This is a genomic window from Enterobacter chuandaensis, assembly GCF_003594915.1.
GTDB lineage: Bacteria > Pseudomonadota > Gammaproteobacteria > Enterobacterales > Enterobacteriaceae > Enterobacter > Enterobacter chuandaensis.
This window is the reverse complement of the sequence record NZ_QZCS01000001.1, coordinates 262,529-288,900: the sequence shown is the minus strand read 5'-3', so window position 1 is coordinate 288,900 and position 26,372 is coordinate 262,529. Positions and strand designations below refer to the sequence as shown.

General features: G+C 54.5%; 25 protein-coding genes. 11 read left to right on the top strand and 14 right to left on the bottom strand.

Features of this window, described 5'->3' with window-relative positions:
• Nucleotides 1–9: 9 nt before the first annotated feature.
• Entirely contained in the window at nt 10–1,083 is a 1,074-nt protein-coding gene (locus tag D5066_RS01485; RefSeq protein ID WP_080327504.1) for an acyltransferase family protein, read from the bottom strand.
• A gap of 256 nt (nt 1,084–1,339) precedes the next feature.
• Here D5066_RS01485 and lolC point away from each other — a divergent pair, with 256 nt between their 5' ends.
• The 6 genes from lolC to D5066_RS01455 all read left to right on the top strand — a co-directional run bounded on the left by lolC (nt 1,340) and on the right by D5066_RS01455 (nt 7,732).
• Nucleotides 1,340–2,539 (top strand): lipoprotein-releasing ABC transporter permease subunit LolC, encoded by a 1,200-nt coding sequence (gene lolC / locus D5066_RS01480; protein WP_119914839.1) that lies wholly within the window; start codon nt 1,340–1,342, stop codon nt 2,537–2,539.
• Nucleotides 2,532–3,233 (top strand): lipoprotein-releasing ABC transporter ATP-binding protein LolD, encoded by a 702-nt coding sequence (gene lolD / locus D5066_RS01475; protein WP_010429765.1) that lies wholly within the window; start codon nt 2,532–2,534, stop codon nt 3,231–3,233. Before lolC ends, lolD begins: the two co-directional genes overlap by 8 nt.
• Entirely contained in the window at nt 3,233–4,477 is a 1,245-nt protein-coding gene (gene lolE / locus D5066_RS01470) for a lipoprotein-releasing ABC transporter permease subunit LolE (RefSeq protein ID WP_119914838.1), read from the top strand. The genes lolD and lolE overlap by 1 nt, the downstream gene beginning before the upstream one ends.
• Nucleotides 4,478–4,531: 54 nt before the next feature.
• Nucleotides 4,532–5,443: an N-acetylglucosamine kinase gene (nagK, locus tag D5066_RS01465; protein ID WP_080327501.1), complete on the top strand. Its 912-nt coding sequence runs from the start codon at nt 4,532–4,534 to the stop codon at nt 5,441–5,443.
• Between the two features lie 14 nt (nt 5,444–5,457).
• A complete protein-coding gene (gene cobB, locus D5066_RS01460) occupies nt 5,458–6,279 on the top strand; it encodes a Sir2 family NAD+-dependent deacetylase (RefSeq protein ID WP_080327500.1) in 822 nt (273 codons plus the stop codon).
• A 223-nt stretch (nt 6,280–6,502) separates the two neighbouring features.
• Nucleotides 6,503–7,732 (top strand): EAL and HDOD domain-containing protein, encoded by a 1,230-nt coding sequence (locus D5066_RS01455; RefSeq protein ID WP_119914837.1) that lies wholly within the window; start codon nt 6,503–6,505, stop codon nt 7,730–7,732.
• 44 nt (nt 7,733–7,776) lie between these two features.
• Here D5066_RS01455 and potD read toward each other — a convergent pair whose 3' ends face one another.
• From potD to potA, 4 genes are read right to left on the bottom strand one after another with little or no spacing between them, the layout of a single operon-like run.
• Nucleotides 7,777–8,811 (bottom strand): spermidine/putrescine ABC transporter substrate-binding protein PotD, encoded by a 1,035-nt coding sequence (gene potD, locus D5066_RS01450; RefSeq protein WP_119914836.1) that lies wholly within the window; start codon nt 8,809–8,811, stop codon nt 7,777–7,779.
• Nucleotides 8,808–9,599 carry a spermidine/putrescine ABC transporter permease PotC gene (potC, locus tag D5066_RS01445; RefSeq protein WP_080327497.1) on the bottom strand — a complete coding sequence of 264 codons (792 nt, stop codon included), beginning with the start codon at nt 9,597–9,599 and terminating at the stop codon, nt 8,808–8,810. The genes potD and potC overlap by 4 nt, the downstream gene beginning before the upstream one ends.
• The gene (potB, locus tag D5066_RS01440) at nt 9,596–10,453 is read right to left on the bottom strand and encodes a spermidine/putrescine ABC transporter permease PotB (protein WP_080327496.1); all 858 of its coding nucleotides are present in this window, start codon (nt 10,451–10,453) and stop codon (nt 9,596–9,598) included. The genes potC and potB overlap by 4 nt, the downstream gene beginning before the upstream one ends.
• Nucleotides 10,437–11,585 (bottom strand): spermidine/putrescine ABC transporter ATP-binding protein PotA, encoded by a 1,149-nt coding sequence (potA, locus tag D5066_RS01435; RefSeq protein ID WP_167553793.1) that lies wholly within the window; start codon nt 11,583–11,585, stop codon nt 10,437–10,439. Before potA ends, potB begins: the two co-directional genes overlap by 17 nt.
• A gap of 237 nt (nt 11,586–11,822) precedes the next feature.
• On the opposite strand from potA, the gene pepT reads away from it, so the two are divergent.
• On the top strand, nt 11,823–13,046 hold the full coding sequence (pepT, locus tag D5066_RS01430; RefSeq protein WP_080327494.1) for a peptidase T: 1,224 nt from the start codon (nt 11,823–11,825) through the stop codon (nt 13,044–13,046).
• Nucleotides 13,047–13,087: 41 nt separating this feature from the next.
• Here the strand turns inward: pepT and D5066_RS01425 are convergent, their stop codons facing one another.
• From D5066_RS01425 to rluE, 8 genes are all read right to left on the bottom strand, one after another.
• Nucleotides 13,088–14,209, bottom strand: a complete 1,122-nt coding sequence (locus tag D5066_RS01425) for a ribosomal protein uL16 3-hydroxylase (RefSeq protein ID WP_119914834.1) — start codon at nt 14,207–14,209, stop codon at nt 13,088–13,090.
• Between the two features lie 91 nt (nt 14,210–14,300).
• Nucleotides 14,301–15,764 (bottom strand): two-component system sensor histidine kinase PhoQ, encoded by a 1,464-nt coding sequence (gene phoQ, locus D5066_RS01420; protein WP_080327492.1) that lies wholly within the window; start codon nt 15,762–15,764, stop codon nt 14,301–14,303.
• On the bottom strand, nt 15,765–16,436 hold the full coding sequence (gene phoP / locus D5066_RS01415; RefSeq protein WP_080328155.1) for a two-component system response regulator PhoP: 672 nt from the start codon (nt 16,434–16,436) through the stop codon (nt 15,765–15,767).
• A gap of 124 nt (nt 16,437–16,560) precedes the next feature.
• Nucleotides 16,561–17,931: an adenylosuccinate lyase gene (purB, locus tag D5066_RS01410; protein ID WP_080327491.1), complete on the bottom strand. Its 1,371-nt coding sequence runs from the start codon at nt 17,929–17,931 to the stop codon at nt 16,561–16,563.
• Between the two features lie 19 nt (nt 17,932–17,950).
• Nucleotides 17,951–18,580, bottom strand: coding sequence for a high frequency lysogenization protein HflD (hflD, locus tag D5066_RS01405; protein ID WP_013097081.1), 630 nt, complete (start codon nt 18,578–18,580; stop codon nt 17,951–17,953).
• A 26-nt stretch (nt 18,581–18,606) separates the two neighbouring features.
• Nucleotides 18,607–19,719 carry a tRNA 2-thiouridine(34) synthase MnmA gene (gene mnmA / locus D5066_RS01400; protein WP_080327490.1) on the bottom strand — a complete coding sequence of 371 codons (1,113 nt, stop codon included), beginning with the start codon at nt 19,717–19,719 and terminating at the stop codon, nt 18,607–18,609.
• 40 nt (nt 19,720–19,759) lie between these two features.
• A complete protein-coding gene (locus D5066_RS01395; protein WP_080327489.1) occupies nt 19,760–20,233 on the bottom strand; it encodes an NUDIX hydrolase in 474 nt (157 codons plus the stop codon).
• A gap of 9 nt (nt 20,234–20,242) precedes the next feature.
• Nucleotides 20,243–20,896 (bottom strand): 23S rRNA pseudouridine(2457) synthase RluE, encoded by a 654-nt coding sequence (rluE, locus tag D5066_RS01390; RefSeq protein ID WP_119914833.1) that lies wholly within the window; start codon nt 20,894–20,896, stop codon nt 20,243–20,245.
• Between the two features lie 117 nt (nt 20,897–21,013).
• On the opposite strand from rluE, the gene icd reads away from it, so the two are divergent.
• The 3 genes from icd (at nt 21,014) to D5066_RS01375 (ending at nt 23,009) form a co-directional block, all read left to right on the top strand.
• Nucleotides 21,014–22,264 carry an NADP-dependent isocitrate dehydrogenase gene (gene icd / locus D5066_RS01385; RefSeq protein WP_003857898.1) on the top strand — a complete coding sequence of 417 codons (1,251 nt, stop codon included), beginning with the start codon at nt 21,014–21,016 and terminating at the stop codon, nt 22,262–22,264.
• A 77-nt stretch (nt 22,265–22,341) separates the two neighbouring features.
• Nucleotides 22,342–22,689: a DUF1304 domain-containing protein gene (locus tag D5066_RS01380; RefSeq protein WP_119914832.1), complete on the top strand. Its 348-nt coding sequence runs from the start codon at nt 22,342–22,344 to the stop codon at nt 22,687–22,689.
• A gap of 74 nt (nt 22,690–22,763) precedes the next feature.
• Nucleotides 22,764–23,009 carry a DUF2543 family protein gene (locus D5066_RS01375; protein ID WP_080327486.1) on the top strand — a complete coding sequence of 82 codons (246 nt, stop codon included), beginning with the start codon at nt 22,764–22,766 and terminating at the stop codon, nt 23,007–23,009.
• Between the two features lie 62 nt (nt 23,010–23,071).
• On the opposite strand, the gene D5066_RS01370 is transcribed toward D5066_RS01375, so the two are convergent.
• Nucleotides 23,072–24,571 carry an EAL domain-containing protein gene (locus D5066_RS01370; protein WP_119914831.1) on the bottom strand — a complete coding sequence of 500 codons (1,500 nt, stop codon included), beginning with the start codon at nt 24,569–24,571 and terminating at the stop codon, nt 23,072–23,074.
• A gap of 172 nt (nt 24,572–24,743) precedes the next feature.
• On the opposite strand from D5066_RS01370, the gene D5066_RS01365 reads away from it, so the two are divergent.
• Nucleotides 24,744–26,228 (top strand): sensor domain-containing diguanylate cyclase, encoded by a 1,485-nt coding sequence (locus D5066_RS01365; RefSeq protein ID WP_375148691.1) that lies wholly within the window; start codon nt 24,744–24,746, stop codon nt 26,226–26,228.
• The last annotated feature ends 144 nt before the right edge of the window (nt 26,229–26,372 follow it).

Genomic DNA, 26,372 nt, shown 5'->3' with positions numbered 1-26,372 from the left:
GAGCGGGCATTAACGCGTAGAGGGTGACAAGGTCTGCGTAGAGGGCGGAGAGAAGAAAACGTCCCCAAACAGGGCAGTGGAAAGTTTACGCACCCCGAGCCCGGCAAGGGTACAGATCAGCAGGCTGGCAAACGGATAGACCAGGATTAAGCACAGTTCGGCCCAGACCGGCCAGTAAGCGGCATTCATCTCGCCAATCAGGAACAGACTAAACGCCTCAATTAAGATGCGGTGGGTGGTATAAATCGCAATGGTGTTTGAGCCAATCACGTTCAGCAGGTTGTTCGGGTGAACGGCATAGCGCTGCTCGAGGCTGTAGAACAGCTTCATGATCAGCACAATCGACAACAATGAGAGCAGCAGCGGAACGTTAGCAAACCACAGCACCACGGAGACGGCGGCGAAAGCGCCGGTTGCCAGCCAGATGCGGCGCAGGTTGACGCTTTTCATCCACGCCATCAGCTCTGCGCCATACCACGCCCCGAGGCTGTAGTAGATCATGTTGCGTACCACGCTGTTCATTCCCCACCACGGCAGCGGCAGGAAGTTGATCGCGATGCTTGCCAGCGCCAGCAGTGCCAGTACCGGCAGCTTCCAGCGGCTCAGCAGTTTACACAGCGTGAAGTAGACCACCAGGGCGTACAGATACCACAGGCTGGTGCTGGCGGTGACCATCCCCAGCACAAATCCTGAGAACGAGTCGGCGTAGGCCGCGTTCGACGAGGTGGCAAGCTCACGCTCGGGTGCCAGCCAGGCGTTCAGGTGAGTCAACGCCTGCCATTGCAGGACGCCCCACAGCGCCAGCACCCAGACAATGCTCCAGATCCGTTTATCGAGACTGGTGCGCCAGTCCACCTCATCAATATAGCGACGGATCAGATAGCCGGAGATAAAGAAGAAGACCGGCATCCGGAACGGGGCGAGATAGAGGTTAAAATAGACCCAGCATTTCGCCAGGAGCCCAGATAGCGGGTGTTGCAGCCCGCTCAGATGCGGGTAGAAGGTGATGACCGAATGATAGATAACCACCAGGCAGATACACAGCCCTTTTATCTGGTTAATCCATAATGCTTTTTGCTTCATTGTTCGCGACTACCTTATTGCCATAAACGAACGAGCAATTGTTGTTAAACGGAACCGGGATGTAACGGGTAACAGTCTGTATCCGGTCGTTTTTCGGAAAAGGTGGAGGCTGCGAGGCGAGGATTCATCCAATAGCACGCTGATTTATCTGAATTTATCGGAAAAATGATTACCAAAGCTTACGGTTTCAGTCATTTACCCTTAACGGATTCGCTTATATACTCGTGGGTCTGCTATCAGCAAACAGACGGATTTCATGTATCAACCTGTCGCACTCTTCATAGGCTTACGTTACATGCGTGGGCGCGCCGCGGACCGCTTCGGTCGCTTTGTCTCCTGGCTTTCGACTATTGGCATTACGCTTGGCGTGATGGCACTGGTGACGGTGCTTTCCGTCATGAATGGCTTTGAGCGCGAGCTGCAAAACAATATCCTGGGGCTGATGCCGCAGGCCGTTCTCTCATCCACCAGTGGTTCGGTTAACCCGCAACAGCTGCCGGAAAGCGCGGCGAAGTTACAGGGTGTCACGCGCGTTGCGCCCTTAACCACTGGCGACGTGGTGCTGCAAAGTGCCCGCAGCGTGGCGGTCGGCGTGATGCTGGGTATCGATCCGGCACAAAAAGACCCGCTGACGCCGTATCTGGTCAATGTGAAGCAAACCGATCTCGAAGCCGGTAAATACAACGTCATCCTCGGCGAACAGCTTGCCGGGCAGCTTGGCGTCAACCGTGGCGATCAGCTGCGCGTCATGGTACCGTCCGCCAGCCAGTTTACGCCAATGGGGCGCCTGCCGAGCCAGCGCCTGTTTAACGTGATTGGGACCTTTGCCGCCAACAGCGAAGTTGACGGCTATCAGATGCTGGTGAACATTCAGGATGCGTCGCGCCTGATGCGTTACCCGGCGGGGAATATCACCGGCTGGCGCCTGTGGCTCGATCAGCCGCTGAAGGTCGATACCCTCAGCCAGCAAAAACTGCCGGACGGCACCAAATGGCAGGACTGGCGCGAGCGTAAAGGCGAGCTGTTCCAGGCCGTGCGCATGGAAAAAAACATGATGGGGCTGCTGCTGAGCCTGATCGTCGCCGTGGCTGCCTTTAACATCATCACCTCGCTGGGTCTGATGGTGATGGAGAAGCAGGGCGAGGTCGCCATCCTGCAAACCCAGGGGCTCACGCCGCGCCAGATCATGGCGGTGTTTATGGTGCAGGGGGCCAGTGCCGGTGTCATTGGCGCGTTGCTCGGCGCCGTGCTGGGGGCATTGCTTGCCAGCCAGCTTAATAATTTGATGCCGATCATCGGCGCGCTGCTTGACGGCGCGGCACTGCCGGTGGCTATCGAGCCGCTGCAGGTGGTCGGTATTGCACTGGCCGCGATGGCCATTGCGCTGCTTTCTACGCTTTATCCTTCCTGGCGCGCTGCCGCCACTCAACCCGCTGAGGCTTTACGTTATGAATAAGATCCTGTTGCAATGCGACAACCTGTCCAAACGCTATCAGGAAGGCACTGTGCAAACCGACGTGCTGCACAATGTGAGCTTTAGCGTGGGGGAAGGCGAGATGATGGCGATTGTCGGCAGCTCCGGCTCCGGCAAAAGTACGCTGCTGCATCTGCTGGGCGGGCTGGATACGCCAACCGAGGGCGACGTAATTTTCTCCGGCCAGCCGATGAGCAAAATGTCCTCGGCAGCGAAGGCCGAGCTGCGCAACCGCGAGCTGGGCTTTATCTACCAGTTCCACCACCTGCTGCCGGACTTCACGGCGCTGGAAAACGTGGCGATGCCGCTGCTGATTGGCAAAAAGAAACCGGCAGAAATTAACGCCCGCGCCAGCGATATGCTGAAAGCGGTAGGGCTGGGCCACCGTGGAAATCACCGCCCGTCGGAGCTTTCCGGCGGCGAGCGCCAGCGCGTGGCGATTGCCCGGGCGCTGGTCAATAATCCGCGCCTGGTACTGGCGGATGAACCCACCGGTAACCTGGACGCGCGCAATGCGGACAGTATCTTCCAGCTCCTGGGCGAGCTGAATGCCTCGCAGGGGACCGCGTTTCTGGTGGTGACCCACGATCTGCAGCTGGCAAAGCGCATGGGTCGCCAGCTTGAGATGCGCGACGGCCATCTGAATGCGGAACTGACCCTGATGGGAGCAGAGTAATGGCGTCACCGTTATCGTTACTCATCGGGTTACGCTTTAGCCGCGGCCGCCGTCGCGGCGGCATGGTCTCGCTCATCTCCGTCATTTCGACCATTGGTATTGCGCTGGGTGTGGCGGTCTTGATTGTGGGCTTGAGCGCCATGAACGGCTTTGAGCGCGAGCTGAATAACCGCATTCTGGCGGTGGTGCCGCACGGGGAGATCGAGCCGGTTAACCAGCCGTGGACCAACTGGAGCGATGCGCTCGCTAAAGTTGAAAACGTACCGGGCATTGCCGCAGCCGCGCCCTACATCAACTTTACCGGGCTGGTGGAGAGCGGGGTAAACCTGCGCGCCATTCAGGTTAAAGGGGTTAATCCGGCGCAGGAAGAGCGTCTCAGCGCGCTACCGAAATATGTCCAGAACGGCGCGTGGACCAACTTTAAGGCTGGCGAGCAGCAGATCATCATGGGTAAAGGCGTTGCCGATGCCCTGAAGGTGAAGCAGGGCGACTGGGTGTCAATCATGATCCCGAACGCCAGCGCCGATCACAAATTACAGCAGCCCAAGCGCGTGCGTCTGCACGTTACCGGTATTCTTCAGCTGAGCGGTCAGCTTGACCATAGTTTTGCGATGGTTCCGCTGGAAGATGCGCGCCAGTATCTCGACATGGGCGACAGCGTGACGGGTATTGCCATTAAGGTGAACGACGTCTTTAACGCCAACAAACTGGTGCGTGATGCGGGCAGCGTCACCAATAACTATGTTTACATCAAAAGCTGGATCGGCACTTACGGGTATATGTACCGTGATATCCAGATGATCCGCGCGATTATGTATCTGGCGATGGTGCTGGTGATTGGCGTGGCGTGTTTTAATATCGTCTCAACGCTGGTGATGGCGGTCAAGGACAAGAGCGGCGACATCGCCGTGCTGCGTACTCTCGGGGCAAAAGACGGTCTTATTCGCGCCATCTTCGTCTGGTACGGTTTGCTGGCGGGGCTGTTTGGCAGCCTGTGCGGCGTGGTGATTGGGGTGGTGGTTTCCCTGCAGCTGACGCCAATCATCAACGGGATTGAAAAGCTGATCGGCCACCAGTTCCTGTCGGGTGACATCTATTTTATTGACTTCCTGCCGTCTGAATTGCACTGGCTGGACGTTTTTTATGTGCTGGTTACAGCACTTTTACTGAGTCTGCTGGCAAGCTGGTATCCGGCGCGTCGCGCAAGCCGAATTGATCCGGCGAGGGTATTAAGTGGCCAGTAATTACGTCATGGTATAGCGGTCCTGAGGCCGCTATGTCAGAAAGAGGAATGCACTATGTATTATGGATTTGATATTGGCGGCACCAAGATTGCGCTCGGCGTGTTTGATAAAAATCTCAAACTGCAGTGGGAAACCCGCGTTCCCACGCCGCGCGAAAGCTACGACGAATTTTTAACCGCTATTGCCGCGCTGGTGGCGCAAGCCGACGAACGCTTCGGCGTGAAAGGCAGCGTCGGCATCGGTATTCCGGGGATGCCGGAAACCGATGACGGCACGCTATACGCCGCCAACGTGCCTGCGGCCAGCGGTAAACCGCTGCGCGCCGATCTCTCCGCTCTCCTTGAACGCGACGTGCGTTTAGACAACGATGCCAACTGCTTTGCCCTCTCTGAAGCCTGGGACGATGAGTTCCGCCGCTATCCGCTGGTGATGGGGCTGATCCTCGGCACGGGCGTCGGCGGAGGGATTGTCATCAACGGCAAGCCGATTACCGGTCGCAGCTACATCACCGGGGAGTTTGGTCATATCCGTCTGCCGGTGGATGCGCTGGAGGTGGTAGGGCGTGATTTCCCGCTGACCCGCTGCGGCTGTGGCCAGCATGGCTGCATCGAGAACTATCTCTCAGGACGCGGGTTTGCATGGCTTTATGAACACTTCTATCATCAGAAACTTGAAGCCCCTCAAATCATTACCCTGTGGGAGCAAGGGGATGCGCAGGCGCGTGAGCACGTCGAGCGCTATCTGGATCTGCTGGCGGTGTGTCTGGGGAATATTCTCACCATCGTCGACCCGGATCTGCTGGTGATCGGGGGAGGGCTGTCAAACTTTACTGCGATTACGGAACAGCTGTCCGGGCGTTTGCCCCGACATTTATTGCCGGTCGCCCGCGTGCCGCGCATTGAACGCGCGCGACACGGGGACGCAGGAGGCATGCGCGGAGCCGCATTCCTTCATCTTACCGATTAGTTTACGAGGTTTTTATGCTGTCGCGTCGCCAGGGTCGACTCAGCCGTTTTCGCAAAAATAAACGCCGCTTGCGTGAGCGCTTGCGCCAGCGGATTTTTTTCAGAGACAGAATGATGCCAGAAGCGATGGATAAACCCAGAGTGGTGGTGCTGACCGGGGCGGGGATCTCCGCCGAGTCAGGAATTCGTACCTTCCGTGCGGCGGACGGGCTGTGGGAAGAGCACCGTGTAGAGGACGTGGCGACGCCGGAAGGCTTTGCCCGGGATCCTGACCTGGTGCAGGCGTTTTATAACGCCCGCCGTCGCCAGCTTCAGCAGCCTGAGATTGCGCCAAACGCGGCGCATCTGGCGCTGGCGAAGCTGGAAGAGGCGCTTGGCGATCGTTTTCTGCTGGTGACGCAGAATATCGATAACCTGCACGAGCGGGCCGGCAACAAGAACATCATCCACATGCACGGTGAGCTGCTCAAGGTTCGCTGTGCCTGGAGCGGTCAGGTGCTGGACTGGAAAGAAGACGTGCTGCCAGAGGACAAGTGCCACTGCTGCCAGTTCCCTGCGCGCCTGCGCCCGCACGTGGTCTGGTTTGGCGAAATGCCGCTGGGCATGGATGAGATCTACAGCGCGCTGGCGATGGCCGACGTATTTATTGCTATTGGCACCTCTGGTCACGTCTACCCGGCGGCCGGGTTTGTTCACGAAGCGCGACTGCACGGCGCGCATACGGTAGAACTGAACCTGGAGCCGAGCCAGGTGGGCAGCGAGTTTGAAGAGAAGCACTATGGCCTGGCAAGCGCGGTCGTGCCGGAGTTTGTCGACAAGCTGCTGAAAGGGCTGTAATAGCGATAGCCTGAACAAGCACCCAATAAACGGGTGCTTTTTTGTTTATAAAAGCGCTGCAAAAAAGGCTATTACCATTCGCAACAAGAGAAATATAATTCCCGTTAATTAGTGTGGATGCTTTTATTTTGTGCATTCAATCAAAATAGCGCTTAATAATGCTCGTTATTGTCGTGTAGAAAGGGGATGCTAATAAATATTAAGTGGTAGAGGAGGATGGGATATGTACGGATTTATCGCCAGACAACCCATTTTTAACCCGGAGATGAAGACGGTTGCCTATGAACTGCTCTTCAGAGAGGGAATGACAAACCGTTTTCCGGATGTATCGGCGGAATATGCTACATCCCGAATGATATCCGATCAGTTTTTATGCGTGCCCTCCCAGCGGATCGCCGGGGAACATACGTCATTTATTAACTTCCCCTCCAGGATGGTCATCGACCGTAGCGGAGAAGCGCTGGATAAAAAGAGTGTAGTCATTGAAATTCTGGAAGATGCGGAGCCGGGGGCTGAGCTGCTGCAGGCCGTCAAGGAGATGCATGCGCACGGTTATCAGTTCGCGCTGGATGATTTTACTCTCGCGCCAGAATGGGATGCTTTTTTGCCCTATATTTCCATTCTGAAATTCGATGTCAGAAATTATACCTTAGCGCAAATTAAACAGTATCTGGCATCGCGTAAACATCAGACAGAACATATAAATTATCTCGCTGAAAAAATTGAGACTAAAGAGGAATTCATTCAATTCCGGAATGAAGGGTTTTCTCTTTTTCAGGGCTATTTTTTCTGCCGTCCGGAGGTCATTAAATATAAACGCTTATCGCAAAATCAGCTGGCCATTTTCCGTCTGCAAATGGAAATCGGACGCAATAAACCTGATTTTCGCATTATCGAGTCGCTGATAAAAAGCGATCTCACGCTCTCCTGGAAAATCATGCGCTATATGAAGCACACCGCATTTAAACATGTCGGCGCGTGTAATTTCAGCAAGTTAACCCTGAGCGAAGTGCTCAGATACCTCGGTGAGAACCAGCTGAGACGGTTTGTTGCCGTTGTGGTTCTGGCAAGCGCGGGCAATGACACCGTCAGCGAGCTTTACCCGTTGAGTATGATGCGCGGGAAATTTTGTGAGCTGATAGCCGGGAAGATGAACGAACCGCTGCTGGCTGAAAATGGCTTCATGTGCGGTCTGTTTTCGCTGCTCGATACTCTTCTTGAGCTGCCGATGGCGGAGTTGATGAAGCAGATCGCGGTGCCTCAGAGCGTGAGCAACGCGCTGTGTCATCAGGAGGGGGCGTTAGCCGATATGGTTGCCCTCTGTCGTTGCTATGAACAGCAGCAGTGGGAGGAGGCTACAAGGCTGAGTCACACGCTGGGCCTTGCGGAGAACGAGGTGGTCGAGGCGATGAGAAGCGCGACAATATGGGCGGGGGAGAATGCGGTAGGGTAATGTCTCCTCACGCCGTGCAGACGGCGTGAGGAGGAATGCGTCCTTTATCGGCCCGCTTTTAACTTCTGATAATACTCTTCGTAGAGGCGGCTTGCGTCGCCAACGTCGTTCTGCCATTCACCCTTGCTGATGGTGCCGGCATCCGGGTAGAGCGACTTATCATTAGCCACCTCAGGCTTCAGCAGCTTGCGTGCGGCGAGGTTTGGCGTCGGGTAGCCGATAGTTTCGGCAACCTGTTTCGCCACGTCCGGGCGCAGCAGGAAGTTAATCAGCTTCAGCGCACCGTCCACGTTTTTCGCGTTGGCCGGGATGGCAAGGCTGTCCATCCAGAAGATCCCGCCTTCTTTCGGCCAGACGACCTCCAGAGGCGTACCGGCCTGGCGCGCAACATACGCAGAGCCGTTCCACACCATCCCCAGGTTTACTTCACCTTCCATATACGGGTTGGCCGGGTTATCAGAGTTGAACGCCGCCACGTTAGGCATCAGTTTTTTGAGCTCGTTGTAAGCCGCGTCGATCTCTTTCGGGTCGGTGGTGTTCCCGGAATAGCCCAGCTTGCGCAGCGCAACCTGGAATACTTCACGCGCGTCGTCGGTTAACAGCAGGCTGCCTTTGTATTCCGGTTTCCACAGATCGGCCCAGCTTGTTACCGTTTTCGGATCGATGGCCTCGCTGTTCACGCCAATCGCCGTCGCACCCCAGATGTACGGAATGGAGTAGTCGTTATTCGGGTCGAACGGCTTGTTGAGCATCTCCGGATCGAGGTTTGAAAAATGGGTTAGCTTCGTTTTATCGATCTTCTGGATCATGCCTTCTTTGCGCATTTTGTCGACAAAGTAGGTGGAGGGCACGACCAGATCGTACGCGCCGTCTTTGTAGGTTTTCAGCTTGGCGTACATGGTTTCATTCGACTCATAGGTCGAGTAGATAACCTTGATGCCCGTCTCTTTGGTGAACTGTTCCAGTAGTCCTGGCGGCACGTATTCGGTCCAGTTATAGAAGTAGAGCGTTTTGCTGTCATCAGCGTGTGCGGCACCCATGCCAAGCACCAGCGCCGCAGCGGCGAGCATTTTTTTCATTTCATTGTCCCCTGAGATTTTGTTTTATCACGAGCAATAACCTGGCTGGCGATCACCAGAACCAGCGAAAACAGCAGCAGAATGGTCGCCAGCGCGTTCACCTCTGGTGAAACGCCGACTTTCACCATCGAATAGATCTTCAACGGCAGAATTTCGTAGCTCGGCCCGGTCACGAAGGAGGAGACCACGACGTCATCCATCGACAGCGTAAAGCTGAGCAGCCATCCGGCGGCGACGGCAGGCATCGCCAGCGGCAGAATGATTTTGCGCAGGATGGTCATCTCACTGGCACCCAGATCCTTCGCCGCCTCCAGCATGCGTACGTCGAACCCTTTCAGGCGGGCGTACACGGTCACCACCACAAACGGCAGGCAGAAGGTGATATGGGAAAACAGCAGCGACCAGAAGCCCAGCTGAACGCCCAGCAGCATAAACAGCACCAGCAGTGAAATCGCCATCACGATGTCCGGCGACATCATCACCACAAACAGCATGCCGCTGACGAACGGCTTGCCGCGAAAGCGATAGCGATACAGCGCCACGGCGGTGAGCGAGCCAATCAGCGTCGCGAAGGTGGCGGAGAAAATCGCCATCGTCAGCGAGTGCTGAGCGGCCTGCAGCAGGCTGTCATTGTTCATCAGCAGGCTGTACCAGTTGGTGGTAAAGCCCTGCCAGCTGATCCCGAACCGCGAGCTGTTAAACGAGTTCACGATCAAAATGATAATCGGGATATATAAATACGCGTAAATGGCGGTCATAAAACCGCCGCGAAGCAGTCGACCGATCATTCGAGTTCCACCTTCTTGTTGAGCAGGCGAGAAGCGCGCCAGTAGACCAGCAGCATCAGACCCATCACCACCGTCAGCGTAATGCTGGTCGCGGAGCCGAACGGCCAGTCGCGAATGTTGAGGAACTGGCTCTTGATCACGTTACCAATCAGCAGGTTTTTCGCCCCGCCCATCAGGTCCGATACGTAGAACAGGCCCATCGCCGGGAGCATCACCAGCAGACAGCCCGCAATAATACCGGGCATGGTCAGCGGGATGATAATGCGGATAAAGGTCTGCAGCTTGCTGGCCCCCAGATCTTTTGCCGCTTCCAGCAGCGGTTTATCGAGCTTCTCAATGCTGGAATAGAGCGGCATCACCATAAACGGCAGCAAGATATAAACCAGACCAATAATCACCGCGCCTGGGGTAAACATGATGCGTATCGGGGTATCAATCACCCCCAGCCACAGCAGAAACGCGTTGAGGTAGCCTTTGGTGCTGAGGAAGATTTTCAGCCCGTAGATGCGAATCAACGAGTTGGTCCAGAACGGCACAATCAACAGAAACAGCAGCAGGGGGCGAACCTTTTGCGGCAGGCCCGCGAGGAACCATGCAAAAGGATACCCCAGCAGCAGGCAGGCCACGGTGGCGATCAGCGCCATATTCAGCGAGTGCAGCAGTACGTCGAAATAGAGCGGATCGAGCAGGCGCGCGTAGTTATCCAGCGTAAAGACCAGCGAAACGAAGTTTGTATCGTCGCGGGTCAAAAAGCTGGTGGCGATGATCATCAGGTTGGGTAAAAAGACAAACAACACAAGCCAACCGACGATAGTGGCAATGACCACGTTCTGGAACTTACTTGTGTTCTTCATCAGCCAGCACAACCTCCCAGCTTTCTACCCAGTTGATAACCATTTTCTGGTCCAGAGAATGGTCGAAGTCAGGGTCGTCTTCGTTAAAGAACTCGCTGACCATCACCATCTTGCCGTTTTCCAGTTCGACAACGGATTCAAGGGTCATCCCTTTATAGTTACGTTCGCGAACGTAACCGATCAGGCCTTCGACGTCGGCCGTGTCGTGGATCTCATCAACGCGGAGATCCTCCGGGCGGAGCAGGACGTTGAGTTTTTGGCCTTTTTCGACGGCAAAGTTCACGGTGATGGTGCAGTCGCGTCCTTCCACGTTCGCGCGCACGCGCTGGTCGTCCAGACGCTCAATTACCGTGGCGTCGAAGATATTGATCTCACCTATGAAGCTGGCGACGAACAGGTTCTTCGGCTCTTCGTAAATTTCACGCGGGGTGCCGTCCTGCTCAATTTTGCCGTCGCGCATCACCACGATGCGGTCGGACATGGTCAGCGCCTCTTCCTGATCGTGGGTGACAAAAACGAACGTAATACCGAGCTTGCGCTGAAGCGCTTTCAGCTCGTTCTGCATTTGTTTGCGCAGCTTGTAGTCCAGCGCGGAGAGGGACTCATCCAGCAGGAGCAGGCGCGGCTTATTGACCACGGCGCGGGCAATGGCCACTCGCTGCTGCTGGCCGCCTGAGAGCTGGTGAGGCTTTCGCTGGGCAAACGTCTCAAGCTGCACCATGCGCAGGGCGTCGGTGACGCGCGGTTCGATCTCATTAGCCGGCGTTTTTTGCATGCGCAGGCCAAACGCCACGTTCTCAAACACGGTCATGTGCGGGAACAGAGCGTAGCTCTGAAAGACGGTATTGACGTGGCGATCTTCGGCAGGAACCTGGGTAATGTCCTGGTTCTCAAGATGGATGCGGCCATTATCAACGCTTTCCAGCCCGGCGATAAGGCGCAGTACGGTGGTTTTGCCGCAGCCGGAGGGGCCAAGCAGCGTCAGAAACTCACCATCATTGATGGTCAGGTTGAGGTCGGAAATGACATCTTTGCCATCAAAGCTTTTACGAATTCGTTCCAGTTGCACCAGCGGTGAACGAGAACGGGATTGTGTATTCAATTTTTGCGCTGTCCCATATAGACGCCTCAGGCAGCAGACTGAAGCGGGGTTTGTGTGTAACCACCTTGGTGACTCGTAATGAGGGCGGACATTCTACGGCAATCCCCTGCAATCGCCAATCCTTGTCACTGATTCATAAGCTACATTTATTAACGCATAAAGATATAAACGTAAAAAGTTCTCGTTTGCGGGATAAAAGTGACCTGACGCAATATTTGCGTTTTGATGCTTACTGATAATGTTGTCACAAAAAGTGAGGGTGACTGCATGGATAAATTACTTGAGCGTTTTTTACAGTACGTTTCGCTGGATACCCAATCTAAGCCGGGTGTCCGCCAGGTGCCGAGCACCGAAGGCCAGTGGAAGCTATTAAACCTGCTTAAAGAGCAGCTTGACGCCATGGGGCTGGTTAACGTCACGTTGAGCGAAAAAGGCACTGTGATGGGAACGCTGCCGGCGAATGTTGCGGGTGATATTCCGGCGATTGGCTTTATCTCCCATGTCGACACCTCTCCGGATTTTAGCGGTAAACATGTGAACCCGCAGATAGTTGAAAACTACCGCGGCGGTGATATTGCGCTGGGTATTGGCGACGAAGTGCTGTCACCGGTGATGTTCCCGGTGTTGCATCAACTGCTCGGCCAGACGCTGATCACTACCGACGGTAAAACGCTGCTGGGGGCGGATGACAAGGCGGGCATCGCGGAAATCATGACGGCGCTGGCGGTGTTGAAAGGCAAAAATATTCCGCACGGAGATATACGCGTCGCCTTCACGCCGGACGAAGAAGTAGGGAAAGGGGCGAAACATTTCGACGTTGAGGCCTTTAACGCGCAGTGGGCCTATACCGTCGACGGCGGCGGCGTGGGCGAACTGGAGTATGAGAACTTCAATGCGGCGTCGGTGACGATCAAGATTGTGGGGAACAACGTTCACCCAGGCTCCGCAAAAGGTGTGATGGTAAATGCCCTGTCGCTGGCATCGCGCATTCATGCGGAAGTCCCGGCGGATGAGAGCCCTGAGCAGACCGAAGGATATGAGGGTTTTTATCACCTGACCAGCATCAAAGGCACCGTAGACAGCGCGCAGATGCACTACATCATCCGCGATTTCGACCGCAAAGCCTTTGAAGCGCGCAAGCGTAAGATGATGGAGATCGCCAAAAAGGTCGGCAAAGGTTTACACCCGGATTGCTATATTGAGCTGATCATTGAAGACAGCTATTACAATATGCGCGAGAAGGTGATGGCGTATCCGCATATTCTGGATATCGCTCAGCAGGCGATGCGCGACTGCGATATTGAGCCGGTATTAAAACCAATTCGCGGTGGTACCGACGGTTCGCAGCTGTCGTTCATGGGGCTGCCGTGTCCGAACCTGTTTACCGGTGGCTACAACTACCACGGCAAGCACGAGTTCGTGACGCTGGAAGGAATGGAAAAAGCGGTGAAGGTGATTGTGCGGATAGCGGAGTTGACCGCGAAGCGGTAAGAAAAGCCCGGTGGCGAAGCGCCACCGGGCATTAAAGCGACTCAGTCCTCAAAGAACCAATACCCGCTGTTGACCAGCGCGGCAAGCATCGCGAGGAAGGAGGGATCTTCCAGCGCGTCGCCAAAGGTTTCGGCTGTCAGCACCATATGGCTGGCAATGGCTTCCAGCGCCGGGCGATGCGGGGAGTCGAGCTTCTCACCGTTGACGTAGACCTCCTCACCAATGCGCAGCACGCGCAATCCGCCCAGACGTACCAGCTTATCGCCCTGCTGGAGCGCGTCGTAAATCTCGTCAGCCTGATAAGGCGGCTCCGGCGGCGCAACGTCCAGCTCATGACGAGACTGGCTGATAAACTCGCCAAACCACTGTCTGAAATGTTCGGGCTCGTTAATCAAATCCAGCATCATGCCGCGCAGCTTATCCAGTTCTTCTGGCAGAATATCCGCAGGATGTTCGCGTGCAGGCACGTCCGGATCGCTGTAGCGATAGCTGCCCAGCTCGCGCTGCAGAACGTAGTCAGCAAATCCGCTGATCATCTCGCGTCCGCTCGGCGCGCGGAACCCAACCGAATAGTTGAGCGAGTTCTCCAGGGAATAACCTTCGTGCGGGAATCCTGGCGGAATGTAGAGGATATCGCCCGGCTCCAGCTCTTCGTCGATAATGCCTTCAAACGGATCCACCTGAAGCAGGTCCGGATGCGGACAGTGCTGTTTCATCGGCACTTTTTCACCCACGCGCCAGCGGCGGCGGCCCGTACCCTGAATGATAAACACGTCGTACTGGTCCAGATGCGGACCCACGCCGCCGCCAGGTACGGAGAATGAGATCATCAGATCGTCCATGCGCCAGTCGGGCAGGGCGCGGAACGGGCGCATTAGCGCGGCAGTCGGCTCGTGCCAGTGGTTAACCGCCTGCACCAGCAGCGACCAATTGCTTTCGCCGAGATGATCGTAACTTTCGAAAGGACCGTGGCTGACCTGCCATTTCCCGTCCTGGTGGCTGACCAGGCGGCTGTCGACTTCATTTTCCATGGCCAGGCCGGCCAGTTCGTCAGGCGAGATAGGGTCGACAAAGTTGCTGAACCCGCGTTTCAGAACCACCGGGCGCTTTTGCCAGTAACGTTCAATAAACTCGGGCCAGTTAAGTGTTAAGTGATAATCCATATTTTTTTATTCCGCAGGCTCTTACTGACTCGGATTATAACGGAAGCTCAGGCCCCCGGCTGCGAGATCCTCGCATTTTTCACATAACGGGTTAACTATCGTCCGATGTGGGCTGCTGACGACCAAAAATCACTTCCATTCTGGCCCCGCCCAGCAAGCTTTCGCTGGTTTCGATTTTGCCATCGTACTGGTCAACAATCTCGCGAGCGACGGCCAATCCCACGCCCTGACCGGGGCGCAGCGTATCCGCTCGCTGACCGCGATCGAACACGACATCACGTTTGTTACGTGGGATCCCCGGGCCATCATCTTCAACGATAATATGTAACTCGTTGTCCGTCTGACGCGCCGAGACTTCCACAAACTCCAGACAGTATTTGCAGGCGTTATCCAGCAGGTTGCCCATCACTTCCATAAAGTCATTCTTTTCGCCGACAAAGCTGATCTCAGGCGAAATATCGAGGCTGATGTTCACCCCTTTACGCTGATACACCTTATTGAGGGCCGACGTGAGGTTATCCAGCAGCGGAGCCACCGGGTGCAGCTCGCGGCTCAGCAGGGCGCTGCCGGAACGCATGCTGGCGCGGTGCAGGTAGTAGCCAATTTGCTGCGAGATTCGGCTGATCTGTTCCAGCATTACCGGCTCGGCATCGTCGACGCTCAGCTTTGAGCTGCGCATGGAACGCAGGGTGCTTTGCATCACGGCCAGCGGCGTTTTCAGGCTGTGGGTGAGGTCGGTTAGAGTAGTCCGGTACTTATCATAGCGCTCGCGCTCGCTTTTCAGCAGGCGATTGAGGTTACGCACCAGGCTGGTGAGCTCGCGGGTGGTTGCCGGATTGAGCTTTTCGCGATGATGCTCTTCCAGCTCGCGTACCTCTCGCGCCAGGGATTCAATGGGCCGCAGGCTCCACCATGCCGCTACCCAAAGCAGCGGGATCACCAGCAGCAGGTTGGCGGCCAGAACATAAACGAACCAGCTCCAGACCCTGTAAGAACGTTTTAGCTCAACCGGAATGGTGTCGACTACCACAATGGTCAGCTGCGGCATGTTCATTGTGGCAGGGTAAATATTGATCGCCACGGAGTGCGTCATCTCCGTCTCGGCATCATCAGCGCGAATTTCATTGAGCTTCTGCTGCAGAGAGCGATCTTCGCGGATCAGCGTGCTGGTGGTGTTGAGATCGGCTTCAATCTCATGAAAACCGTTGGTTTTGAGCCACTCCGGGCGAATACTTTTGAGCAGCCACGGAATATCGCGCTGCGCCCACAATAACTTTCCCTTCTCGTTGTAAATCAGGGCTAAAGTAGGGCTCTGCTGATTAAGGTTTTCCGGCATTTCAACGGTGATTTGGTTGTTTTCCCATTTAGCCAGGGTATAAAACAGATTGCTTTCGCCGCGTAAAAGCCGAAAGGTCGTTTTATCAAAGCTGACGCTGTAACCCACCAGGGCGACCATGCCGTAGGAGAGCGACAGCACCAGCACCACCGCGGCCGTCGCCAGCAAAAAGCGAACCCGCAGCGAGAGGGGGAGAATGTGGCGCAAAATTCGTTTCATTTAGCGTAATTCAAACAGGTAGCCCTGACCGCGGACGGTCGTAATCACATCCTGCGGATACTGCACCTGAATTTTCTTACGCAAACGGCCCATCAGCACGTCAATGGTATGGCTTTCTCGCAGTTCCGCATCCGGGTAGAGCTGGAGCATTAAGGAGTCTTTGCTCACCACTTTGCCGCTGTTGCGGATCAGCGTTTCCATGATGGTGTATTCGAACGCGGTCAGCTTGATCACTTCATCATTAATGGAGAGCTCGCGTCGGGAGAGATCGACCTGGAACGGTGGAATCGAGATAACCTGCGAGGCCAGCCCGCTGTTGCGGCGTAACAGTGCCTGCATGCGCGCCGCCACTTCTTCAATATGGAACGGTTTGGTGACGTAATCATCCGCACCGGCGCTGAGCACTTCAACTTTGTCCTGCCAGCCTTCGCGTGCCGTCAGAACCAGAACCGGCAGAGAAACATCATGGCTGCGCCAGCGACGAATTAACGACAGGCCGTCTTCATCAGGCAGCCCTAAATCGACAATGGCGATATCCGGCAGATGTTCATTGAGATAATAATCGGCTTCTTTTGCATCTTCCGCATCGTCCACCTGATGTCCCATCTCCTGAAGCTGAACTTTCAGGTGGTGGCGTAGCAATGCGTTATCCTCAACAACCAGTACGCGCATCATCTTTTCTCCCAGAATAAATAGTATGAATAGTTTAACGCTGATTATGTTGCTGTGGGGATAAACATTCAGTAAACCGAGGAAAAGCAACCCCCTTTCCGGGCGGAAAGGGGGGGAAGAGGTGTTACTTCAGCTCGTCGACCATGGTGATGGCGCGGCCAATGTAGTTCGCCGGAGTCATCGCTTTCAGGCGCGTTTTCTCTTCTTCCGGCAGTGCCAGACCGTCGATAAACTGCTTCATACCTTCGGCATCAACGCGTTTACCGCGGGTCAGCTCTTTCAGCTTCTCGTACGGTTTTTCGATACCGTAGCGGCGCATTACGGTCTGAATCGGCTCTGCCAGCACTTCCCAGTTGTGATCCAGCTCGTCCAGCAGACGGTCACGGTTCACTTCCAGCTTGCTCACGCCCTTCAGGGTGGACTGATACGCGATCAGCGCGTAGCCAATACCCACGCCCAGGTTACGCAGAACGGTGGAGTCGGTCAGGTCGCGCTGCCAGCGGGAAACCGGCAGTTTGCTCGCCATATGCTGCAGCACGGCATTCGCGAGGCCCAGGTTGCCTTCGGAGTTTTCGAAGTCGATTGGGTTCACTTTGTGCGGCATGGTGGAGGAGCCGATTTCACCGGCGATGGTTTTCTGCTTGAAGTGGTTCAGCGCGATGTAGCCCCACACGTCACGATCGAAGTCGATCAGAATGGTGTTGAAGCGCGCGATGCAGTCAAACAGCTCGGCGATGTAGTCGTGCGGCTCAATCTGGGTGGTGTACGGGTTCCACTGAATGCCCAGCGAGGTCACAAACTCTTCGCTGAACTGGTGCCAGTCCACTTCCGGGTAGGCGGCGATGTGGGCGTTATAGTTACCGACCGCGCCGTTGATTTTGCCGAGGATTTCAACCTGCTCCAGCTGACGATACTGACGCTCCATACGGTACGCCACGTTTGCCATCTCTTTCCCCATGGTGGATGGGGTGGCTGGCTGGCCGTGCGTGCGGGAAAGCAGCGGAATGTCGCGGTATTCCACGGACAGCGCTTTCACCGCGTCGATGATTTTACGCCAGTAAGGCAGTACCACCTCTTTACGCGCGGTAGAGAGCATCAGCGCGTGAGAGAGGTTATTGATATCTTCGGAAGTACAGGCGAAGTGAATGAACTCAGATACCGCGTGCAGAGCCGGGACGCTTGCCACTTTCTCTTTCAGGAAGTACTCAACCGCTTTCACGTCGTGGTTGGTGGTGCGTTCAATGGTCTTAATGCGCGCGGCATCTTCTTCACTAAACTCAGCAACGATTTTATCAAGGTAATCGTTTGCCTTTTCGTCAAAAGCAGGAACTTCCTTGATTGCTGCCTGGGCGGCCAGCTTTTGCAGCCAGCGTACTTCAACCTGAACACGGAACTTCAGCAAACCATATTCGCTGAAGATCCCGCGCAGCGCGCTGACTTTATCGCCGTAGCGTCCATCGACAGGGGATACGGCGGTCAGTGAGGATAATTCCATAATTCGCAACTCCGGGAGGTTAACAATGAGCAAGAATTTGTTTTGCCTGAGTGGTCAGGCGATTACGAGAAAACATTAACTGCAGGCGACCACCACCAACCTGATGCCACAGCACGGCGGCGCGGATCCCTGCCAGCAGGGAGGCGCGAACCTTCGCCTGCACCTGCGGGCTTTGCAGCACGGCAGGGGAACCGGTGACCTGAATACGCGGGCCCAGCGGGCTGATGACGTCAACATAAATGCCGGCCATCGCGCTGAGCAGCGTTTCGGACTGCAGGTCAAAATGGTCGAGCTGGCGCTGTAATCCGGCAATACGATCGCCCAGGGTATTGAGCGCGCCTTTTGCGGCGCTCAGCTTACGTTCAAGCACCATCAGGCTCAGCGTGTAGCGGGTCAGTTCCGCGTTTAACCCCTGACGGCTGCTGGCGTTAAGCACCCCAAGCAGGGTTTCGAGACCGAGACGAAGATTGGTTTCACTGCCGCCGAAAACCCCCAGCGTGGAGCCGGGGTTGAGATCGATAACGCTGTTCAGCGAAACGTGCAGGGCATCAGCGTCACAGTGACCCTGATGCGCCAGCTGTTGCACCAGACGGGCAGACTGGCAAATTCCTGCCAGCGCCAGGGTGATGTCATAGTAATTCTTCGCCACACGGTCTCCTTTATGTGTGCAATCGGTTAAACAGCGGGCAGCGGCAGGCGCTGTTCAATAATCCCGCCGCCCAGGCAGATTTCGCCGCTGTAGAAGACGGCAGATTGGCCCGGGGTGACGGCGGCGACCGGCTCGTCGAAACGGACGTCGATGCGATCGTCATTGAGCGCGGTAATGGTGCAAGGAATATCGGTCTGACGGTAGCGCGTTTTCACCGTGCAGCGCAGCGTGCCTTTCAGCGGCTCACGGTCGACCCAGTGCAGCTGCTGCGCGATAAGGCCAACGGACATCAGACGCGGGTGATCGTGCCCCTGGGCGACAACCAGAATATTGTTTTCGACATCTTTGTCGACCACATACCATGGATCTTCGCTGCCTTCTTTGGTTCCACCGATACCCAGGCCTTTGCGCTGGCCTAAGGTGTGGTACATCAGCCCCTGATGTTGACCAATTTCATCGCCATCAACGGTGACAATTTTACCCGGCTGCGCGGGCAGGTAGCGGCCCAGGAAGTCGCGGAATTTGCGCTCGCCAATGAAGCAGATGCCGGTGGAATCTTTTTTCTTCGCGGTGATCAGGTCCAGCTCTTCCGCAATTTTACGCACTTCCGGTTTTTCCAGTTCGCCGACCGGGAACAGGCTTTGCGCAATCTGTTCATGGCTCAGCGTATAAAGGAAGTAGCTCTGGTCTTTATTGCCGTCGAGGCCGCGCAGCAGCTGGCTTTTGCCATTCACGTCTGCACGACGCACGTAGTGACCGGTCGCAATGTAGTCAGCGCCCAGATCTTCCGCGGCGAATTCCAGGAAGGCTTTAAATTTGATCTCTTTGTTGCACAGAATATCCGGGTTCGGCGTACGGCCCGCTTTGTACTCTTCCAGGAAGAGTTCAAAAACGTTGTCCCAGTATTCTGCGGCAAAGTTAACGGTGTGCAGCTCAATGCCGAGCTTGTCGCATACGGCCTGCGCGTCGGCGAGATCCGCTGCGGCGGTGCAGTACTCCTCGCCATCGTCTTCCTCCCAGTTCTTCATGAACAGACCCTCCACCTTATAGCCCTGTTGCTGCAACAGGTAGGCGGAAACGGAGGAATCGACACCGCCGGACATGCCGACGATCACTTTTTTCTGGCTGTTATCTGACATGGAATACTCACGACATTGAACTTCAAGGCGGCGTATTCTATCACGCCCCCCCACCGTTGACACCCTCTGTAAACGGCCAGTTAAATTCTCCGATGACATCCAGCGGTAGGCGTGCGCCTGACTGCCAGCAGCGAATGCTTTCCGCAACCAGCGGCGAGCGCAGGTTTGGCGCGCTCAGGATCTCGTCGGCGGTCACCCAAAGGCAGCGATCGATATCGTCATCGTGCGGTTCAGTGGCGCACATTTCGCTAAGCTCAACGGCGAATAAAAAGCGCAGGAATGGCGTGCTGTCAGGCGCAATCCACTGGTGCATACGGATGAAATGCCGGGGCTCAGCACGAATGCCGGTCTCTTCCCACAGCTCGCGCTTCGCCGCCTGCAGTAAAGTTTCATTGGCTTCAAGATGCCCGGCAGGCTGATTCCACAGCGCCTTGCCGTTGATGCTCTCTTCGACAACAAGGAATTTACCCTGCGCGTGAACCACGCAGGCGACGGTGACATGGGGTTTAAACATCGTTTCTCCTTAAGGGGCAACGTCGCGCCATTCGCCGTTTGCCAGTGTTTCCAGCGTGTAGCTGCCCATGGCGTAGCGAATCAGACGCAGAGTAGGGAAGCCGACGTGCGCAGTCATGCGGCGAACCTGGCGGTTGCGGCCTTCATACAGGGTGATTTTGAGCCAGCTTGTCGGAATGGATTTGCGCTCGCGAATGGGCGGGTTACGCGGCCACAGCCACTCTGGTTCATTCACGCGTTCAATACCGGCGGGCAAGGTGGGGCCATCGTTCAGCGTCACGCCGCTGCGCAGTTTCGCCAGCGTCTCTTCATCCGGCTCGCCTTCGACCTGCACGAAGTAAATTTTGCCGGTGCGTTTGCCTGGCTGCGTAAGCTTCGCCTGTAAAGCGCCGTCGTTGGTTAAGACCAGAAGGCCTTCGCTGTCGCGGTCCAGACGCCCGGCTGCGTAGACGCCCTGAACGGGAATATAGTCCTTCAGCGTGCTGCGTCCGGCCTCATCGGTAAACTGCGGCAAAACATCGTAGGGTTTATTGAACAAAATCACCCGCTTCGGCTGGGTTTGCTGGGGTCTTCTGGTGGCTTGTCGCGAGCTGAATCGCTCAACCCGGTGTTTTGTAAAAGAAGTTTTCTTCATGGTATTTTCAGGCGTTATCAATTGCCGCATTATAGCCTAATAACGAAGACCTTTCATGGCGCAGGACAATCAGGTACTATCGAAGGGCTCATTACAATTTATTAACATAAGATCAGTAACAACCAGAAGCGCTCGAAGGAGAGGTTAATGGAAAGCAAAGTAGTTGTTCCGGCGGAAGGTAAAAAGATCACCCTGCAAAACGGCAAGATTAACGTTCCTCACAATCCGATTATCCCGTTCATCGAAGGTGACGGCATCGGTGTAGACGTTACCCCGGCAATGCTGAAAGTGGTTGATGCCGCTGTTGAGAAAGCCTACAAAGGCGAGCGTAAAATTTCCTGGATGGAAATTTACACCGGTGAGAAATCGACTCAAGTTTATGGCCAGGACGTCTGGCTGCCAGCAGAAACGCTGGACCTGATCCGCGACTACCGCGTTGCTATTAAAGGCCCACTGACCACCCCAGTCGGCGGCGGTATCCGTTCCCTGAACGTGGCACTGCGTCAGGAGCTGGACCTGTACGTGTGTCTGCGTCCGGTTCGTTACTATCAGGGCACCCCAAGCCCGGTTAAGCACCCTGAACTGACCGACATGGTTATCTTCCGCGAAAACTCAGAAGACATCTACGCGGGTATCGAATGGAAAGCGGACTCTGCTGACGCAGAAAAAGTGATTAAATTCCTGCGCGAAGAGATGGGCGTGAAGAAAATTCGCTTCCCTGAGCATTGCGGTATCGGCATCAAGCCGTGCTCCGAAGAAGGGACCAAGCGTCTGGTGCGCGCGGCAATCGAATACGCGATCACCAACGACCGTGACTCTGTGACCCTGGTTCACAAAGGCAACATCATGAAGTTCACCGAAGGCGCGTTCAAAGACTGGGGTTACCAGCTGGCGACCGAAGAGTTCGGCGGTGAGCTGATCGACGGCGGCCCATGGCAGAAGATCAAGAACCCGAACACCGGCAAAGAGATCATCATTAAAGATGTGATCGCCGATGCGTTCCTGCAGCAGATCCTGCTGCGTCCTGCAGAATACGACGTGATTGCCTGTATGAACCTGAACGGTGACTACATCTCTGACGCCCTGGCAGCACAGGTTGGCGGTATCGGTATCGCCCCAGGCGCGAACATCGGTGACGAGTGCGCCCTGTTCGAAGCGACCCACGGTACTGCGCCTAAATATGCAGGCCAGGACAAAGTGAACCCAGGCTCTATCATCCTGTCCGCAGAGATGATGCTGCGCCATATGGAATGGTTCGAAGCCGCAGACCTGATCGTTAAAGGTATGGAAGGCGCGATCAACGCGAAAACCGTAACTTACGATTTCGAACGTCTGATGGAAGGCGCTAAGCTGCTGAAATGTTCAGAGTTTGGCGACGCGATTATCGCGAACATGTAATCCAGATTCTGGGTTAAACAGTAACGGGGGCCTGAGGGTTCCCGTTTTTTTTGCCTCTGCCTGCGGGAGACAGCACGATGTTAGCCACTGTCCTTATCGTTGTCGTTGCGTTAATTCATCTCTATATTCTTGTGCTGGAAATGTTTCTGTGGAATACCCGAACGGGGCATAAGGCGTTTAATCTCAGCCCTGAGTTTGCGCGTGAAACCCGCGTGCTGGCCGCGAATCAGGGGCTGTACAACGGGTTCCTGGCGGCGGGCCTGCTCTGGAGCCTCTGGCTTGGTGAACAAGGGATCCACGTCGCCATCTTCTTCCTGGCCTGCGTGCTGGTTGCCGGACTCTTTGGCGCAGCGACTGCCAGCAGAAAAATTTTATACGTGCAGGCCATCCCGGCCCTCGCTGCTCTCCTTGCGCTACTTATCTGAAGCAGTGCTATGGTCGGCGTGTGTCGTCCGATATACTTATGGCTTCACCCTTACAGGTCAGATATGAGACTGTTATGAACAACGATATCCCACTGAAATATTATGACATCGTCGATGAGTACGTGACGGAAACCGAGCAGTCCGTGAGCGAGTCAGAACACGACGCGCTGGCGCATTATTTCCAGCTGCTGCTTACGCGTTTATCAAATAATGAAGAGATTGGTGAGGACGCCCAGCAAGAGATGGCGCGTGAAGCAGGAGTTCTTGCCGAACGTATTGATGATATTGCGAATTTCCTTAATCAGTGGGGAAACGAGTAGCCTGCCGCAACGCGATGATGCTATGCGATACTGCCTGGCATCACGCAACCTGACATCCCGCTTTACCGCACTACGCCAACAAGCAGCTTCGCCAGCCCGCTGCGGGTGACGGATTTTGAGAAATACCAACCCTGAACAAAAGCGTCGGGATATCTCTCAGCAATGAAGCGATACTGTATTTCACTTTCAACCCCTTCGAAAACAAGGGTTTTATTCAGCTTAGCCAGAGCGTCGCTAAAAATGACGAATATATTCTGCTTATAATGCTCGCTGATGCCATCGACCAGCGACTTGTCGATTTTGATTTCATCATATTCAAGATGCGACAGTCTGGCCAGGTTCGAGTTTTGCACTCCGAAGTCATCAATGGATATTTTCACACCAAGCGAATTTAATTCCCGGCAGAACGCCTCCAGGATATTCGCCGCGGATACCGCCTTTTCAGAGAGCTCAACTTTTATCAGCGAAAGGGGAATGTGATTGGCCAAACAGCCATTGCGTAAAATGCGAATAAACTGTCCGTCTTCAATTTCCGTACGGCCAACGTTGAGTGAAACAACCAGCTGATGCTTATTGGCCAGCGGGGCAATGTCTGAAAGCGATTTTTCAAGGATGTTAATATAATATTTTTTATACAGGCCAATCTTCTTAATCAATGGAATAAACAGCTCCGGTGAGACGTCACCGTGCTTTGGATCGCGCCATCTCGACAGAACTTCCACCCCTACGATTTTTTTATCCTGAACCCGGACAATCGGCTGGTAGTGAACGGCAATGGTGTTGGTAATAACGGCTTTGACCAGCGTCCGCTCCAGTGAGAACCGATCCTCATTGATGCGAAAGAAAAATAGCGTTATCGCAATCCAGATGAAATATAAAATGATCGCGAGAATGATAAGCACAGCCGGAGATAACGCCGCCAGTCCTGCGTTGTGATGCTTCACTATAACGCATAAATCCCAGGCACTGCTGCACTGTGTGTGGGTAAGGGTAAACAACGAGGCAGGTAGCCAACTCTGCTGTGCCAACTCAGGCGTAGCCGAAAAAAAAGTTCGTCCAAAGTCTTTGGTGGTGGTGCTGAGAGAATAGCTTGCCGTAATCGGGGTGAATTTATCGTAAGCATAGCGGGAAGTGAAGATAATAAGATTATTATAGATGGCCGCGTTGCCCGTAAAAAAATCTTTTCTGGAAAATTGCGCCAGCAGGAATCCTCTGGGCGTTTTATGGAGTTCCGCTGGAAGGGGAACTGGGATCGCGAGTTTTCCCCAAAAAGCAGTGCAGGCTATTTTTCCCTTTTCAATAAAACCGATGTCTGCAAAATAGAGGCTTTCAAGTTTTATCTGCCGGTAGCGATCGAGGCTGGCTTTGTCGCATCCCTGGGTGGTCATGCTTTTAAGAGACTGCGCCACGTTTTGAGACAAACTTTCGGAATAACGTAAAAGAGTATGCGAAATTTCACGTTGTTTGATTTTTTGCTGACTCACGATGGCAGCATTGATCGCATAAAGAGACAGGAGGACCAGAAGCGTTGAAACGATAGCAACGGCAATGATTTTTTTCATTTTCCAGATACCCCGTCCGCTCCCTGATTTCACAAATCTTAACACAGGCAGGGTAAGCTACAAGTCTGATAATAACGGCAGCCGTTACGCTTAAGTGCAATTCATTTTCCTCTTAACCTGAGCTTTGTTACAGTGACGAGAGTTGTCAGCCAGGGATATCAGGCGTGATAAGGTGGAAAAGCTCGTGCATGTGAAAAATACTTTTTACACAACAACCATTACCGTCATCATTGTCTCATTGATTATTTCGCTGTCGCTTGCCGTCCAGATTGCCACGTCCCGACAGCAGTCAATCCAGCAAATTAATACCAGCGTTGCTAACCTCAGCCATACCCTGGATGTCTACACTGAGGGGATCATGCGCCAAAGCGAAATGCTCATAGCTACCGTTTCCGACATAATCGAAATTTATGGCATGACCCCGCAGCAGGCGTCCAATATTCAGCGGATGATAAGCAATCAGGATAATCTTCTTTCTCAGATTAATAATGTGGTTGTTTACGATGCGCATGGCGATATTTTCACCGCATTGCATGAAACGTTTGCGGGGCCGCGCAAAGGTTCCGACAGGTCTTTTTTTGTTTATCATCAGGAAAATAAAAGCCAGCAGATTTTTATTGGTGAGCCCGTGGTCAGCAGAACCAACGGCAAATGGGTCATAACCATTAGCCGGCGCCTTGAAACGCCCACCGGTGCATTTAACGGTGTCGTGGTGGTGACGCTGGGTATCGAGAATTTTCTGGCGCTCTATGGGCAAATTAATATCGGTCACTCAGGCGTGATTGGCTTAACGACACAGTCAGGCGTGCTGCTGGTTCGCCATCCCTTCAAAAATACCTATATCGGCACGATTTTTTCGGATTCACCTCTCTTCAGGAAATACCTAAAGGTACAAAATACGGGGATAGCCAGCTCCGTCTCCCGGTTCGATAAAATCGAGCGCATTTATGCCTATGAGAAAAACAGACGCTACGGACTGGTCACCACGGTTGCCGTCAGCATTGATGAAGCTCTTTCACCCTGGCGCAAGCAGGCGATTCAGCTCGCCGTACTCATTTTCGTTTTTACCGCCATACTCATTGTGGCGTCGTATTTTCTCTATTCCGACCTCTCCAGAAAAACGCGGGATAATAACGCGCTGAAGATTATTGCGTCTGAGGATGCGCTGACCGGGCTTTATAACCGTCGCACCTTTGATGAAAAAATCCTCTCGGACATCGCGCGTTGCGCCGCAGATGACGCGCCGATATCAATGCTGATTGTGGATGTGGATTACTTCAAAAAATACAACGATAACTACGGCCATCCGGAAGGGGACCGTTGTCTCGCGGTACTGGGTAATACGCTCAGGGAGAGCCTCACCCGCGACAATCAGCTTGTGGCGCGATATGGCGGGGAAGAGTTTGCGCTGATATTACCGGCAACGGATATCCAGGAGGCGCTCCGCCTTGCGCAGACGATTATTCGCACTGTCTTTTCACGGCAAATCGAACATGCTTTTAGCCCCTTCGGGCGCGTTACGGTAAGCATTGGGGTTTCTACCGCGCGTGCCGTCGACATCGCAGGGAGTCAGCAGGATATCATTATTGCCGCCGACCAGGCGCTCTACCAGGCCAAACGCGCCGGACGTAATCGTTACGCTTTTGTAGGGGTATGAGCAAAAAAAAAGCCCACTCAAAAGTGGGCAAGAAATACTGGAAGCAATGTGAGCAATGTCGTACTGAATACCTGAGTATTTTTCTCAACTATTCAGTGTTGAGAAAGATAATCTTTCTCAATAAAAGATGCAACCCCACATTTC

What these genes read in the sequence shown, in the direction of transcription:
- D5066_RS01485 (WP_080327504.1), bottom strand. Translation starts at nt 1,083, where the DNA reads ATGAAGCAAAAAGCATTATGGATTAACCAGATAAAAGGGCTGTGTATC.
- lolC (WP_119914839.1), top strand. Translation starts at nt 1,340, where the DNA reads ATGTATCAACCTGTCGCACTCTTCATAGGCTTACGTTACATGCGTGGG.
- lolD (WP_010429765.1), top strand. Translation starts at nt 2,532, where the DNA reads ATGAATAAGATCCTGTTGCAATGCGACAACCTGTCCAAACGCTATCAG.
- lolE (WP_119914838.1), top strand. Translation starts at nt 3,233, where the DNA reads ATGGCGTCACCGTTATCGTTACTCATCGGGTTACGCTTTAGCCGCGGC.
- nagK (WP_080327501.1), top strand. Translation starts at nt 4,532, where the DNA reads ATGTATTATGGATTTGATATTGGCGGCACCAAGATTGCGCTCGGCGTG.
- cobB (WP_080327500.1), top strand. Translation starts at nt 5,458, where the DNA reads ATGCTGTCGCGTCGCCAGGGTCGACTCAGCCGTTTTCGCAAAAATAAA.
- D5066_RS01455 (WP_119914837.1), top strand. Translation starts at nt 6,503, where the DNA reads ATGTACGGATTTATCGCCAGACAACCCATTTTTAACCCGGAGATGAAG.
- potD (WP_119914836.1), bottom strand. Translation starts at nt 8,811, where the DNA reads ATGAAAAAAATGCTCGCCGCTGCGGCGCTGGTGCTTGGCATGGGTGCC.
- potC (WP_080327497.1), bottom strand. Translation starts at nt 9,599, where the DNA reads ATGATCGGTCGACTGCTTCGCGGCGGTTTTATGACCGCCATTTACGCG.
- potB (WP_080327496.1), bottom strand. Translation starts at nt 10,453, where the DNA reads ATGAAGAACACAAGTAAGTTCCAGAACGTGGTCATTGCCACTATCGTC.
- pepT (WP_080327494.1), top strand. Translation starts at nt 11,823, where the DNA reads ATGGATAAATTACTTGAGCGTTTTTTACAGTACGTTTCGCTGGATACC.
- D5066_RS01425 (WP_119914834.1), bottom strand. Translation starts at nt 14,209, where the DNA reads ATGGATTATCACTTAACACTTAACTGGCCCGAGTTTATTGAACGTTAC.
- phoQ (WP_080327492.1), bottom strand. Translation starts at nt 15,764, where the DNA reads ATGAAACGAATTTTGCGCCACATTCTCCCCCTCTCGCTGCGGGTTCGC.
- phoP (WP_080328155.1), bottom strand. Translation starts at nt 16,436, where the DNA reads ATGCGCGTACTGGTTGTTGAGGATAACGCATTGCTACGCCACCACCTG.
- purB (WP_080327491.1), bottom strand. Translation starts at nt 17,931, where the DNA reads ATGGAATTATCCTCACTGACCGCCGTATCCCCTGTCGATGGACGCTAC.
- mnmA (WP_080327490.1), bottom strand. Translation starts at nt 19,719, where the DNA reads ATGTCAGATAACAGCCAGAAAAAAGTGATCGTCGGCATGTCCGGCGGT.
- D5066_RS01395 (WP_080327489.1), bottom strand. Translation starts at nt 20,233, where the DNA reads ATGTTTAAACCCCATGTCACCGTCGCCTGCGTGGTTCACGCGCAGGGT.
- rluE (WP_119914833.1), bottom strand. Translation starts at nt 20,896, where the DNA reads ATGCGGCAATTGATAACGCCTGAAAATACCATGAAGAAAACTTCTTTT.
- icd (WP_003857898.1), top strand. Translation starts at nt 21,014, where the DNA reads ATGGAAAGCAAAGTAGTTGTTCCGGCGGAAGGTAAAAAGATCACCCTG.
- D5066_RS01380 (WP_119914832.1), top strand. Translation starts at nt 22,342, where the DNA reads ATGTTAGCCACTGTCCTTATCGTTGTCGTTGCGTTAATTCATCTCTAT.
- D5066_RS01375 (WP_080327486.1), top strand. Translation starts at nt 22,764, where the DNA reads ATGAACAACGATATCCCACTGAAATATTATGACATCGTCGATGAGTAC.
- D5066_RS01370 (WP_119914831.1), bottom strand. Translation starts at nt 24,571, where the DNA reads ATGAAAAAAATCATTGCCGTTGCTATCGTTTCAACGCTTCTGGTCCTC.